The organism is Sphingomonas cavernae (assembly GCF_003590775.1).
Classification (GTDB): Bacteria; Pseudomonadota; Alphaproteobacteria; order Sphingomonadales; family Sphingomonadaceae; genus Sphingobium_A; species Sphingobium_A cavernae.
Window position 1 is genome coordinate 1255911 of the sequence record NZ_QYUM01000003.1, and the last position, 13368, is coordinate 1269278.

General features: G+C 62.7%; 13 protein-coding genes and 1 pseudogene. 11 read left to right on the forward strand and 3 right to left on the reverse strand.

Annotated features, from left to right (window positions below):
* Positions 1-35: 35 nt before the first annotated feature.
* Positions 36-626 carry a TetR/AcrR family transcriptional regulator gene (locus D3876_RS13695; protein ID WP_119763024.1) on the reverse strand — a complete coding sequence of 197 codons (591 nt, stop codon included), beginning with the start codon at positions 624-626 and terminating at the stop codon, positions 36-38.
* Between the two features lie 128 nt (positions 627-754).
* Between D3876_RS13695 and D3876_RS20910 the strand changes: the two are divergent.
* Positions 755-934 (forward strand): annotated as a pseudogene (locus tag D3876_RS20910) (transposase); the annotation flags it as partial.
* 29 nt (positions 935-963) lie between these two features.
* Complete coding sequence (locus tag D3876_RS13700; protein WP_238475177.1) at positions 964-1536, forward strand: IS5 family transposase; 573 nt, start codon at positions 964-966, stop codon at positions 1534-1536.
* Here D3876_RS13700 and D3876_RS13705 read toward each other — a convergent pair.
* Positions 1533-2597: an aldo/keto reductase gene (locus D3876_RS13705; RefSeq protein WP_119763884.1), complete on the reverse strand. Its 1065-nt coding sequence runs from the start codon at positions 2595-2597 to the stop codon at positions 1533-1535. The genes D3876_RS13700 and D3876_RS13705 overlap by 4 nt on opposite strands.
* 388 nt (positions 2598-2985) lie before the next feature.
* On the opposite strand from D3876_RS13705, the gene D3876_RS13710 reads away from it, so the two are divergent.
* The 8 genes from D3876_RS13710 (at position 2986) to D3876_RS13745 (ending at position 12049) form a co-directional block, all read left to right on the forward strand.
* Positions 2986-5388, forward strand: a complete 2403-nt coding sequence (locus D3876_RS13710) for a TonB-dependent receptor (protein WP_238475365.1) — start codon at positions 2986-2988, stop codon at positions 5386-5388.
* 325 nt (positions 5389-5713) lie between these two features.
* Positions 5714-6400: a TetR/AcrR family transcriptional regulator gene (locus D3876_RS13715; RefSeq protein WP_119763028.1), complete on the forward strand. Its 687-nt coding sequence runs from the start codon at positions 5714-5716 to the stop codon at positions 6398-6400.
* Positions 6401-6487: 87 nt separating this feature from the next.
* Positions 6488-7471, forward strand: a complete 984-nt coding sequence (acuI, locus tag D3876_RS13720) for an acrylyl-CoA reductase (NADPH) (RefSeq protein ID WP_119763030.1) — start codon at positions 6488-6490, stop codon at positions 7469-7471.
* Between the two features lie 17 nt (positions 7472-7488).
* Positions 7489-8682 carry an FAS1-like dehydratase domain-containing protein gene (locus D3876_RS13725; protein ID WP_119763032.1) on the forward strand — a complete coding sequence of 398 codons (1194 nt, stop codon included), beginning with the start codon at positions 7489-7491 and terminating at the stop codon, positions 8680-8682.
* A gap of 20 nt (positions 8683-8702) precedes the next feature.
* A complete protein-coding gene (locus tag D3876_RS13730; RefSeq protein WP_119763034.1) occupies positions 8703-10385 on the forward strand; it encodes a class I adenylate-forming enzyme family protein in 1683 nt (560 codons plus the stop codon).
* Positions 10382-10795, forward strand: coding sequence for a nuclear transport factor 2 family protein (locus tag D3876_RS13735; protein ID WP_119763036.1), 414 nt, complete (start codon positions 10382-10384; stop codon positions 10793-10795). The genes D3876_RS13730 and D3876_RS13735 overlap by 4 nt, the downstream gene beginning before the upstream one ends.
* Positions 10796-10865: 70 nt before the next feature.
* Positions 10866-11627 carry an SDR family NAD(P)-dependent oxidoreductase gene (locus tag D3876_RS13740; RefSeq protein ID WP_119763038.1) on the forward strand — a complete coding sequence of 254 codons (762 nt, stop codon included), beginning with the start codon at positions 10866-10868 and terminating at the stop codon, positions 11625-11627.
* On the forward strand, positions 11624-12049 hold the full coding sequence (locus tag D3876_RS13745; RefSeq protein ID WP_119763039.1) for a nuclear transport factor 2 family protein: 426 nt from the start codon (positions 11624-11626) through the stop codon (positions 12047-12049). Before D3876_RS13740 ends, D3876_RS13745 begins: the two co-directional genes overlap by 4 nt.
* On the opposite strand, the gene D3876_RS13750 is transcribed toward D3876_RS13745, so the two are convergent.
* Positions 12041-12388 carry a hypothetical protein gene (locus D3876_RS13750; RefSeq protein WP_238475366.1) on the reverse strand — a complete coding sequence of 116 codons (348 nt, stop codon included), beginning with the start codon at positions 12386-12388 and terminating at the stop codon, positions 12041-12043. The genes D3876_RS13745 and D3876_RS13750 overlap by 9 nt on opposite strands.
* A gap of 97 nt (positions 12389-12485) precedes the next feature.
* On the opposite strand from D3876_RS13750, the gene D3876_RS13755 reads away from it, so the two are divergent.
* Positions 12486-13268 (forward strand): hypothetical protein, encoded by a 783-nt coding sequence (locus D3876_RS13755; RefSeq protein ID WP_119763041.1) that lies wholly within the window; start codon positions 12486-12488, stop codon positions 13266-13268.
* Positions 13269-13368: the final 100 nt, after the last annotated feature.

The window sequence follows — 13368 nt, forward strand, 5'->3', positions numbered from 1 at the left end:
CGGCCGAAATTTTTTGCAACACATGTGTCGAAAAATTAGATTGCGTCCTCGCCTCTGGTGAGGCTCAGGTCGCGCAGCAATCGCTGTTGCTCACGGCGAAAGCGCTCCATGATCTCGGCATCACTGGCGTCGGGGCGCACCGCGTTGCGAAAGACCCGCGGGCCGATCACCGCGCCGGTGATGAGGATCGTGCAGAATATCTCGGCATCGGTGCGGCCTGTGCTTGCAAGGTCCGTCACGCCCTTCACCAGCGCATCCCACTGCGGATAACTCTCCCTGATGTCGGATCCGGAGACGAAATCCTCGATCCACAATTTGATGAGCTCGGGATTCTGCAGGACGAAGCGGCTGAGATGATCGATCCGCTCGTCCTGCGGAGCAGGGTCGTTGAAGGCCGCAACGAGTTGTTCGGAAGACCAGTGACGTACGGCGCGCAGAAGCGCGTCGCGCGTGCTGAAATGATAATAGACGGTCGTCCGGTTGATGCTCGTGGCGCGGGCGAGCGCGGCAATGGAGAGCGCATCCGCACCTTTTTCCGAGATGAGCCTGACGGCGGTTTCGATCAGCGCGCGATGCGTCTCGTCATAACCCCGGTTGGGTTTGCGGCTTTCGACAGTGTCATTCATGCATGCGACATGCCGCATCCGGGCGCGATTTGACAGTCCAGGGGTCACTTGCAGGGATTAGGCGGCGTGGACGAATTGGTTGACGTGGACGGTGTGGGTTGATTCAAGGCTGCCTTTTGGAGGCAGGTTTGAGCCGGGGCGATCTGAGCGAAGCAGAATGGCGCGTTCTGAAGGGTCTGCTGCCGATCGAGCCAGAGAACCGAGGGCGCGGCCGCAGGCCTGAGCAGAATCTCTCGATAGTCAACGGCATACTCTGGCGGCTGCGCTGTGGGACTGCTTGGCGCGATGTCCCGCCAAAATACGGCAATTGGAACACGATCTACCGGCGGTTCCGTCGTTGGAGCGAGGCCGGGGTCTGGGAGGCCGTGTCGGTGACGCTTGCCGAGATCATGGCCGACACCGGACACTACAGCATCGACAGCACCACCCTTCGCGCCCATGTCTCGGCAGCGGGCGGAAAAGGGGGACTTGTCGACGCGCTCTTGGCCGCTCGCGGGGCGGGTTCACCAGTAAGCTTCACTGTCTGGCTGATGCCCGAGGACGCCCCGTCGCCTTCCACCTGACTGGTGGTGAAGCCGCCGACTGCACGGCCTATGACACGCTGATCCGCCTGCCGGACCGCGCTCCGGCGGCTCTGCTGGCCGACAAAGGCTACGACACCAACGCCATTCGCGCCGATCTCGCGAGCCGCAGCATACAGGCTGTCATCCCGGCGCGCTCCAATCGCCGAGAAAGGATCGAGCACGATCGGCAGCTCTACAGGCAGCGAAACGGCATTGAGCGAATGTTCGGCAAGCTGAAAATCAATCGTGCCGTCGCCACCCGCTACGATCAAACGCCCTCAAGTTTCCTCGGCATGGTCCATCTCGCTGCCATCCGGCTTTGGATCAAATTCGTCCACGCCGCCTAGTAAGAACTGCGGTCGCTCGCCAGCGTGATGCCGCCGAACATCATCGACCGGGCCGGGGACGCGAGCAATTCGTGCGGAAAGCCACGCGCGATCCGGCTCGCGGCATCGAGCCGTTCGATCTGGCCTTCGTCAAACTCCACAGCCAGAGCGCCCAGATTATCCTTTAGCTGCGCAAGCGTGCGTACGCCCATCACCGGCGAGGTGACGGCCGGGTTGAGCAGCGTCCACGCGAGCGCCACCTGGGCCGGGCTGCAGCCGAGTTCCGCGGCCACCGCCCGTCCTTCCTGTGCGATCGTCAGGTTGCGGGCGTTGAGCCGGCCGGTGGCAATGTTGATGGATTTTCGCGGAGCATCCTCACCCTTGGCCGGGCCGGCGAGATCGTCCTCGCCATATTTCCCGGAAAGCACACCACCCGCGAGCGGCGACCATGGGAGCACGCCCATCCCCATCTCGCGCGCCATGGGAATGAGCTCGCGCTCGACGGTCCGCTCGGTGAGGTTGTAGCAGATTTGCAGGGCGACAAAGGGGGACCAGCCGCGAAGCCGCGCAATCTCCTGCATGCGGGCGGCCTGCCAGGCGGGAAGGTCGGAAAGGCCCGCATAGAGAATCTTGCCCTGCCGCACGAGATCGTCGAACGCGCGGACGATCTCTTCGACGGGCGTCACGAAATCCCACATGTGAAGGTAGAGCAGGTCGATATGGTCGGTGCCAAGCCGCTTGAGGCTGTCCTCGACCGAGCGGATCATGTTCTTGCGATGGTTGCCGCTCGCATTGGGATCGCCTGGGCGCATTGTGAGCGAATATTTGGTCGAAATGACCAGACCATCGCGTCGGTCCCTGATCAGTCCGGCGAGCACGGTCTCCGATCCGCCGTTGCCGTAGAAATTCGCGGTGTCGATGAAGTTGCCGCCCTGATCCACATAATAGTCGAAAATGCGCGCTGCCATCGCATCGTCGGCGCCCCAGTCCTGGCCCGTTCCGAATGTCATCGTCCCGAGTGAAAGCGGCGACACCCGAAGGCCAGAGGCGCCAAGCAACCGGTACTGATCGAGCGATATCATCCAGCATTCCTCCAGAAGTGTCATTGAACCGCCGGCGGCGCGCGGGACTGTCCAGGCCGCCGATGGATCCGCAGCGCGGGAATGGGGAAGCCCCTCATGCCGGTCAAGGCATGAGCCCGACCCAGCAATTGTCCCATAGTGTTCAAAACGCGCGAGATCGTCGCTTTGGTGGTGCGACATTCCTGCCGCACGCAAGCGAAAACCCAGACCAAACCGCCAATCGCAGTAGCGATATTGGCCGGATAGGCGGGGCGGGGGGCTTCTCCCCACGCGTTTTTCGGACATAACCACGCAACAACCAGAAGGCGCTGTCGCAAGCGTACGAAATTGCGCGGCCACACACGAGGGGAGGACCGATCCTGTGAGACACGTTTCCGCATATTCGCTGATGGGAGTCAGTCTGTTCGCGCTTATGGCGCCGGCACAGGCAATGGCTCAGGAAGCTGCGCCGCAGCAGGCCGAAGCGACGGTCGAAGAGGATGCCGGCGAACCCGTGATCATCGTGCAGGCCCGCCGCCGCGACGAGGACGTCCAGGACGTGCCCTCCGTCATCAACGCGGTTACTGCGGCAGAGATTCAGAACCTCAATTTGCGCGATTTCACCGAAGTGAAGACGCTCGCTCCGGGCCTTGAGTTGAACACCAATGCCAACGGCATTGGCGGCAACGCGCGTATGCGTGGCGTCAACTTCGACACCAATGCGAGCGGCAACAACGCGACGGTCGAATTCTACTATAATGACGCGCCGATCTCGGCAGGCGTCATCCTCCAGCAAATGTACGACATCGGGCAGATCGAAGTACAGCGCGGCCCGCAGGGGACGCTGCGCGGGCGTGCTTCGCCGTCCGGTTCGATCACCATCACCACGCGCAAGCCCGATCTCAACGAGTTCGGCGGCTTCATCGACGCAACCGCCAACGATATCGGCACCCTCAATTTCAAGGGCGGTCTGAACCTGCCGATCATCGAGGGCATCGCCGCAATCCGCGTCGCGGGCCTCTGGGACGAGAACGAGGCGGATCGCGTTCGTCCGACCACCAATGCAGTTGATGGTCGCGACCCGTTTTCGCGGACGAAGAGCGGACGCATCAGCGCGCTAATCGAACCGACCGACTGGATCCGGCTGGAGGGCAGCTACCAATATATGGACCGCGATCTGCGCTCCTATGATCAGGTGGAATCGTTCAGTGTAGTTAATCCGGCGGCTCCTCCGACCACGGATTTGCTGATCAGGGCCAAGGATCGCCTGGCGATCCAATCGGACTCGCGCCTGGTCAACCAGCGCTTCGACATCTACAACTGGCGCGCCGAATTCAGCGGCTTCGGCCAGAGGCTGATTTACCAGGGGCAACATTCCGAACAGAAACTGCATTCGGTTGAACCCCAGGATCCGGCAGTCGTTTTTCCTGGCCGGAGTGTCGCTCAGACCACCGACTCCAATGCCGTCGGGGAATCGCACGAAATCCGTCTTCAGAACGAAGAACGCGTTTTCGACATCTTCGATTATGTGATCGGTTACTTCGACAACACGCTCGATTCACCGACCGACCTGACCCGGCCAACCGCCGTTCGTTTGCCGCTCGTATTTGGTGGCGGGCTCGCCTCTGTCGTGCAGACGCCAATCAGCCGCCGGGGTGGCTCGCATGAGAAGTCGTTCTTCGGCAACCTGACGGCGCATATCGGGGAAGCGACCGAAGTTTCCGGCGGCCTGCGCCAGATCAAATACAAAGACTCCAGCCAGTTGATTGTCGGCGGTCGCTTGCTGACGGACAACAGCATGGATGACGACAAGCTCATCTACAACGCCTCGATCAAGCACAACTTCTCGCCGGACTTCCTGGTCTACGCCAGCACCGGCAGCTCGTGGCGCCCCGGTCTCGACATTGTCGGCGATTTCAGCGTCGCACAGTCCGCGCTGGAACAATCCTTCCTCCATCTTCCGCCAGAGTCCTCAAAATCCTACGAAATCGGGTTCAAGAGCACGCTGTTCGACAAGCGGATGCGCTTCAACCTCACCGCCTATCACCAGAAGTTCGAGAACTTCCCCTATCGTGTGCCGGGCAGCGGCGTGTACTTCGTAAACACTACGCCGACCGCGACGGGCCCCGTGCAGAACGTGGCATCGTTCAACTTTGTCGGAGCGGTGCCGGTAGAGGTGAACGGTGTCGAAGGTGAGCTGTCCTACGACGTCACCGATAGCTGGAATGTGGGTCTGTTCGCCAGCTACTCGCTTGGCAAGATCAAGAACGGGACCATTCCCTGCAACGATCTCAACAACGACGGTGTGCCCGATCCAACCGGCCCTGCGCCCACGCTCGCCCAGTTGCAGGCCGCGGTCGGTGCGGACAACCTCTCCGCCTGCGTGGTCAACCAGCGCGCCTCGTTCCTGCCGCCGTTCAGCGCGACGCTGCAGAGCGAATACGACATGCCGATCTCGGGCAAGCTCGACGGCTTTCTGCGTGGATTGCTCAGCTACAATGGCAAGTCGCAGGGCGATCCGACCAATGACTTCGACGATGTCGGCGACTATGCGTTGCTGAACCTCTTCGCCGGCGTCCGCGATCCGGATGGCCAGTGGGAAGTGACGCTGTTCGCGAAGAACGTGTTCAACACCGAAAAGGTGCTGACGCGGACCACTCCGCTGTTCACATCCTACCAGCAGATTACGGGCTTTACGCCGACCGGTGCGACCACCACGCCAGCGACGACCACCAGCAGCTATACGGGCATCACGATGACGCCGCCGCAGGAGTTCGGACTTAACTTCCGGTTCGCTTTCGGATCGCGTTGATCCAGCGAACTTTCGAATGAAAAGGGGGAATCGGCCGGGCAGCGTCGCTGTCTGGCCGATTGCTTTTAGCGCTGCGCATAAGCCTTTTCGTTCGCGGGAGCGATGAACGCCCCGCCTGACGCCACCAACCCGGGCCAGTTATTGACTCTGGCGACCGGGCGGGCAGGGATGTGGGCCTATCCGATGAACGGGCGTGCTTGTTCATCCGCATAAATGAACAACAGCGATGTTGATTTCTGTCGCCGCACGGTGGCACGCTTTTCAGGCGTAGCGCCATTGGCGCTATTGCGAGGGCAGGAAATCGAGGATCATTCGAGGCGCGGCGATGACAGAAACCCGGAAACGACGCTCGAGAGACCCTGCCGCGACGCGTGAGGCGATACTGGAGGCGGCGCGCACGCTGCTCGCCAAGGACGGGCCGGAAGGGATCAGCCTTTCCGAAGTCGCGCATCTTGCGGGCGTCAATCGCGGTACGGCCTACCAGCATTTCGAAACGCGCGAGAAACTTATCGAGGCGACCGCCGCCTGGGTGTCGGACAAGATGTTCCGCGCGGTATTCGGCGATCCCGAAACCATCGGCGAGCGGCGCGTCGAACTGGTCGATACAGCCGACACAACCAATCGCCTGACAAGCTTCGCGATGGACAACCCGGAGCTGTGCCGCATCTGGCTGCTCCAGTTGCTGTCTTCGCCCGAACCGACCGCCGATCCCTTCTGGCGCGAATATGCGGGGTCGCTGCAGCGATTTGCGGACACCGACCTCGCGCAGGAAGGCGTGGATGCGGAAGTGCTTTCGGTGCTGATGCTCGCGGGGGCTTTCCTATGGCCGGTTTGGGCGCGATCGCAAGCGCGCGGCGAAGGCGAGCGCCGCGCGCTTGCCCGGCGTTTCGCGAACGAGTGCCTGCGGCTGTGTATGTTCGGTTCGATGCAAAGCGAATGCTTTCCTCAAGTCGCTGAACAGCTCGGTAAAGCGCGGGGCAAGTCCGCGAAGGTCCGCGTAGTGGGCAACTAGGCGGCGAAAATCCGGACGTCGGAGAAGTCTTTCCATCGCGACCGAATTCGAGATCTCACTCAATCATCCAAAAAAGGGAACTACGTCATGTTTTCAGCCATCGTGATCGACAAGACCGACGACAAGCAGGGCGTCGCGCTGACCCAGGTCGATGAATCGCAGCTCCCCGAGGGTGAGGTGACGATCGACGTTGAATACTCGACGCTCAACTTCAAGGATGGGCTGGCGATCACGGGCAAGTCGCCCGTCGTCCGCAAGTTTCCGATGGTGCCCGGCATCGACCTGGCCGGTACGGTGCGCGAATCCAGCCATGCCGACTGGAAGGCGGGGGACAAGGTCGTGCTCAACGGCTGGGGCGTTGGTGAAGGCCATTGGGGCGGGCTGTCGCAGGTCGCGCGTCTCAAGGGCGATTGGCTTGTGCCGCTGGTTTCCGCCTTCACCGGCAAGCAGGCGATGGCGATCGGCACTGCGGGCTACACAGCGGCGCTTTGCGTCGACGCGCTGATCAAGGCGGGCGTGACGCCGGACAAGGGCGAAGTGCTGGTGACAGGCGCGACGGGCGGCGTCGGCAGCGTCGCGGTGGCGCTTTTGAAGAAGGCGGGTTTCACTGTCGCGGGCTCGACCGGCAAGGCGTCCGAAGCCGATTATCTGAAGCAGCTTGGAGCGGACAGCGTGATCGACCGCGCCGAGCTTTCGGCACAGGGCAAACCACTCCAGAAAGAACGCTGGGCGGGTGTCGTCGATTCCGTCGGCAGCTACACGCTCGCCAATGCCTGCGCGCAGACGCGCTATGGCGGCGCGGTAGCGGCCTGCGGTCTTGCGCAGGGCATGGATTTCCCCGCTTCGGTGGCACCTTTCATCCTGCGCGGCGTGAGCCTGCTCGGCGTCGACAGCGTGATGGCGCCCAAAGCGCGGCGTCTGGCAGCATGGGAGCGGCTGGCGCGTGATCTCGATCCTTCGCTGCTCGATGTGATCGCGACCGAAATCAGTCTGGGCGACGCAATCGGCGCGGCTTCCGACCTGCTCGATGGCAAGGTGCGTGGCCGTATCGTTGTCAACGTGAATAGCTAAGCCGCGGGAGAGGCGCCATGGCAACCGTGATCGAAAACGAAGTGAAGCTCGATCTTTCCGACGTCGATCACCGCGTAGGCAAACTGGTTGGCGGCGGGCAGATCCGCGATCCTTTGGCGGCGAGCGATCTGCGCCGCTGGGTGATGGCGATGGACTATCCCAATCCGGTTCACTGGGATCCCGTCTTTGCCGCCAATTCCACGTTCGGGGGATTGATCGCGCCGCAGTCGATCGCCGTCTGCATGGACTATGGCCATGGTTGCCAGCCTGCCTGCGTGGGCAAGATCGAAGGCTCTCACCTGATCTTCGGAGGTGAGGAATGGTGGTTCTATGGCGCCCGGATCCGTCCGGGCGACCATTTGACGCAGGAGCGCCGCTTCCACGACTACAAGGTGACCGACACCAAGTTCGCGGGCCCCACCATGTTCTCGCGCGGGGACACGCTGCACCGCAAACAGGACGGCTCGCTGGTCGCCAAGGCGCGGTCGACGGCGATCCGCTATCTGAAGGCCGAAGCCGAGCGGCTCGGCATGTACGATGCCATGCTGGGCACGCTCAAAAACTGGACGCCTGAGGAACTCGCCGAGGTCGATCAGGTCCGCCATGACTGGATGATGCGTTATCGTGAGGGCGTCTCTCCGCGCTGGGAAGAGGTCGGCGTCGGCGACAAACTCCAGCGCCGTGTGATTGGACCGCATACCAAGGCGAGCTTCGCGACCGAATATCGAGCCTTCATGTTCAATATCTGGGGCAGCTTCGAATGGGTGGCGCCCGAGGGTGTCGACGATCCGTGGGTCAATCAGGACCCGGGCTGGGCCGAAGGCTTCGGTTTCGACGAGGAAGGCGCGCTCATCGACCCGCGCAAGCGTGACGGCCTTTATCTCGGCCCTTCGCGCGGCCATGTCGACGACCAGAAAGCGGGCGAGGTCGGCATGAGCCGCGCCTATGGCTATGGCGCGACCATGCAGGCCTGGTGCACCGATTACATCGCTTATTGGGCGGGCAATGACGGTCTCGTCCGCTGGATCAAGTCCGACTTCCGCGGTCCGGCATTCGAGGGCGATGTCACTTATTTCGACGCCGAAGTCGTTGAGAAGCGTGAAGTCACTGAATGGGGCGTGCCGCTGGTGCGCGTGCAGCTATCGCTCTCCAATCAGGACGGCATGGTGCTGGTGAAGTCGGTGGCTGACGTCGAATTGCCGCTGGCATAAACGCAGGAGTAGGTACGGACATGTCGGCAAGACCGCTTTCGATCGTCTCGGGGCCGCCGCTTTCGGAGGAACAGGGCCTCGGCGCGCTGACATTGGGCGGCTGGCTCCGCGAAGTGACGCGGCGCTCCGGTCCGAGCGAGGCGCTTGTTCTGCATGAAGAGCGCGGCGTTACGCGCTGGACCTATGATGACCTGTGGGAACGCGCCAACGAAGTGGCCCGCGCGCTCGTGGCGTGCGGCGTGGGCAAGGGCACGCGCGTCGGCGTGCTGATGACCAACCGGCCCGAATTCCTTTCGGCGGTCTTCGGCACGGCACTTGCGGGTGGCGTCGCGACGACGCTCAGCACGTTTTCGACGGCCGCCGAAATGGAGCACCTGCTCCAGTCCTCGGCATGCTCGGTGCTGCTGCTGGAACGCCACGTCCTGAAGAAGGATTTCGCGGCGATGGTGAGCGATCTGGAGCCTGCCATTGCGGACGCAGAACCGGGCGCGCTCGCCTCGCTCAAATTCCCCTTCCTCCGCCACATCGCTTCACTGGGTGGCGGCGCAGGCATGATAGAAGACTGGGAGAGCTTCCTGACGCGTGGCGACGATGTCGCTCAGGAACTCGTTGACGCGACCGCCGCGACGGTCGCCCCCTCCGATCCGGGTGTGCTGTTCTTCTCTTCGGGGTCGACGGGGAAGCCCAAGGGCATATTGAGTGCGCATCGCGGCGTCACGCTCCAGCTTTGGCGCTGGAAGCGGTTTTACGCGGCCAGCGAGGACGTGCGCACCTGGTCGGCCAACGGCTTTTTCTGGTCGGGCAATTTCGCCATGGCCATTGGCGGCGCGCTTTCGAGCGGGGGCAGCCTCGTGCTCCAGCCCACATTCCAGGCGGAAGAGGCGCTGGCGCTGATGGATGCCGAAAAGGCGACGATGGCGGTCGCCTGGCCGCATCAATGGGCACAGCTTGAGGCCGCATCGAACTGGAACGATGTGAACCTGTCCGCGATCAAATATGTCAGCCCCAAGGTGCCGCTCGGCCGCCATCCGACCGTGAAGACCGACTGGCAGGAACCCATGGCGGCCTATGGCAATACTGAGACTTTCACGATCAGCGCGATCTTCCCCTCGGGCACGCCGGAAGAGCGCATTGAAGGCAGCCATGGCGAGGTTCTGCCGGGCAATGTCTTCAAGATCGTCGATCCGCTGACGGGCGAAATCGTGCCCATGGGGGAGCGCGGAGAGATCGCGGTGAAGGGCCCGACGTTGATGCTTGGCTATGTCGGCATCCCGCTGGACGAGACGCTGGACAGCGAAGGCTTTTTCCGGACGGGCGATGGTGGCTATCTCGACAGCACCGGCCGACTGTTCTGGGAGGGCCGCCTCAATGACATCATCAAGACCGGCGGCGCCAATGTCTCGCCCGTCGAGATTGACGGGGTGATCAAGTCCTGCCCCGGCGTGAAGGTGACGCAGACGGTCGGTGTGCCGCACGAGACGCTGGGCGAGCTCGTCGTCGGCTGCATCGTGCCGCACGAAGGCGCGACGCTTGACGAGGAAGCGGTGCGCGCTTTCGTGAAGGAGCAGCTCGCCAGCTACAAGGTGCCGCGCCGCGTCCTCTTCTTCAGCGAGGATGAGCTGAAGCTGACGGGCAGCGCCAAGATCAAGACATCGGATCTGAAGGCGCTGGTCATCAAGCGGCTGGAGGCGGAGGCGGCGTGACCGGGTTGGCCGAACAGGCGCTGGCCATCGCCAACCTGAAGGCCCGCTATTGCGCTGCTGCCGACCTCTCGGCGGCCGACCCGGGAGCCGCAAGAGACCTGTTTGCCGCCATTTTTACCGAGGATTTCGTCGGGGATTACGGCGTTCAACCGCTCAAGGGGGCGCAGGCGATCACCGATTTCCTGTGCACTGCGATTGCGGGGAACAGCGAATGGCTGATCCACATGCTGCATTCGCCCCGCATCGAGGTGGCGGGCGAAACCGCGACCGGCGACTGGACGGTGCATGTTCATCTGAAGCGACGCGCTACGGGCGCGGTTGATGTGGTCATCGGCCGCTATTCTGATGGATTTCGCCTGACGCCCGATGGCTGGCGGATCGCGACGGTCAGGTTCGAACGGCTGGAATAACGACAATCACAATGGACGGCAGAAAGTCGTCACCCACCACGCGTGGCGGACGGATTACAAGGAGTTGGAAATGGCTGATCGCTTCTCGGGCAAGACGGTGCTGGTGACCGGTGGCGCTGCCGGCCTTGGTCGGGCCTATGCGCTGGCCTTCGGGCGCGAGGGCGCGCATCTGATCCTGGCCGACATCAACGAAGACGGGATGATCGAAACCAGGGCGCTCGTCGAGGGCGTTGGCGGCTCGGCGGAGTGCCACCGCGTCGACATGTCGAGCGAGGCTGACATCAATGCGCTCGCCGGCAAGGTGCTTGGCGGCCACGAGCGGCTCGATGTCCTGATCAACAATGCGGGGCTCCATCTCGGCGAGATCGCGCGCGGCTTCTTCGGGCTGGGGCAAGCGAAGTGGCAATATTTCTTTGCGGTCAACACCATCGGTCCGATGCTGCTCGCCGAGGCGCTGCGCCCCGCGCTCGCAAAAGCCACGGGCCTCATCATCAACAAGTCGTCGATGGCCAGCTACAACCCGGCGACCGCTTATGGGATCACCAAGGCGTCGCTCAACGTCTTTACGCACGCGATGGCGCTGCAGTTCGGCAGCGACGGCATCCGCTGCGTGGCGATCGCGCCCGGACTGATGGAGACTGAGGCGGCTCGCGGCGGTGTGCAGGACGATAATTGGGAGCGGTTGAAGGGCATGCAGATGGTCAAGCGGCAGGGGACCGCGGAGGACATCGCCAATCTCGGCCTGTTCCTTGCGTCGGACGAGGGCAGTTTCATCAACAACGAGGTCATCCTGTGCGATGGCGGCAACCAGATGCGCGGGTTCAGGATATGAGCGGCGCGCCCGCCTTTGCCGACTGGCTGGAGATTGCCAATCTGAAGGCGCGCTATTGCCGGTTTCTGGACACGAAGGACTGGGATGGTTTCGCAGGCCTGTTTACCGAAGGCTTCATCCTCGACGCCACCGCGTCCGGCGGCCCGCGGATCGAGGGGCGCGATGCGGCCATAGCCAGCGTCCGCACGTCGATCGAAGCCGCGAAGACCGCACACCAGATCCATTCGCCCGAAATCGAGGTGGATGAGGACGAGGCCCGCGCCATCTGGGCGATGCAGGACCGGCTGCTCTGGCCGGGTGGCCGCACGCTGACCGGCTTTGGTCATTATCATGAGCGATATGTCCGCGAGGACGGTGTGTGGAAGATCGCGGAATCGCGCCTCACGCGGCTGAACTTAGAAATGACGCAACCGTCAGGTTGAACGCGCGCTCATCCCGGAAGGCGGCTGCTCTTTGGTCCATTCTTCTCGCTTTGCTGTCACGCTTTCGACGGTTTTCGTCCAGAAAGCGGGATTGTTGGCGAGCAGCCTGATGTCGAAGCTGTTCGAGCCCCTGAACTCCAGCACCTCGACACCCTCGGCGCCGGGCACATAGGCATAGGGGACGTCTGCGCCGACAAAGAAGCCGTCGCCGCGGCCAAGCTCTTCGGTCCCGATGCGGAGCGACCATCCGCCGGTCAGTGAGTGAGCAGACGCATTGATTGTCCGGGCGATTGTTCTTGTTTCAGCGTCGGCAAATGGTGGCGCCGGCACGATTTTCATGCTCGATAGCGGGATAGCCAAGCTGCCGGGCAGGCGTCAGCGGTACACCCCAACGCCATGCGAGCCCGCCAATGTCGGCCGATAAGAGGGAAGAGGAATGAGCCTGTACACGACCATCCATCTGCATAACGTCTCTGCGGGACGCGAGGCAGATTATGCGCAGTGGTTCGATGGCAAGCATCGCGAGGATCTCGCGCGCCTGCGCGGCTATTGTTCGGCGGATCGCTATGAGGTGACGCCCCAGCAGATCATGCCCGACATTCCCCAGCCCTGGCGCTTCATGAGCGTTTACGAATTCGACTACGCGTCGCCCGAGATCGACCTGCCGGCGCTGGGTCCGCTGCTCGCCGAGGCGCGTGATTCGGGGCTGACCGACGATTCCGCCGAAACCGAGCGCATCCACAGCTACGCCATGTATTCGGACTGGGTACCGAGCCCTAACCACCAGCAGGACAAGCCTTTTTCTGGCGTCAGCATCATCCTCGCCAATTTCGTGGCGGGGCGCGAGGCCGAGTATCACAAATGGTACAACGAGGTTCACGGGCCCGAAGTAACGCGCGTGCCCGGCAAGGTCGCGATGAAGCGCGGACGCCTGTCGTCCGTCCAGATCGAGCCCCGGCGCTACTGTCCCGGCAGCGACCTCGTCTTCTGCGCGCAGCAGACCGACGACTTGCTGTTCACCGTCAAGGATTTCAGCGCCCGTGCCCGCGGCGTCAGCCCCAGCGGCGTTGCGTTCCAGGAGCGCTCTTCGGCAGGGTCCTTCGCGCGAACGGTGCACTATTTCAGCAAGGTCAGCGGCACCGAATTCTGGCCCGGCGGCGTCGCCTATGACGGCGACCTGTCGGTCTATCCGGCCGATTTCGCGCGGCCCGCTGCGTGAGGGTTTGAACCATCGCGTACGCGATACGGTCGCCCCTTGTCGCGGGGGCGGCGGCGTGCGCAGTTAGACACAGCAATCCAATACAATTCCGGAGTTATTT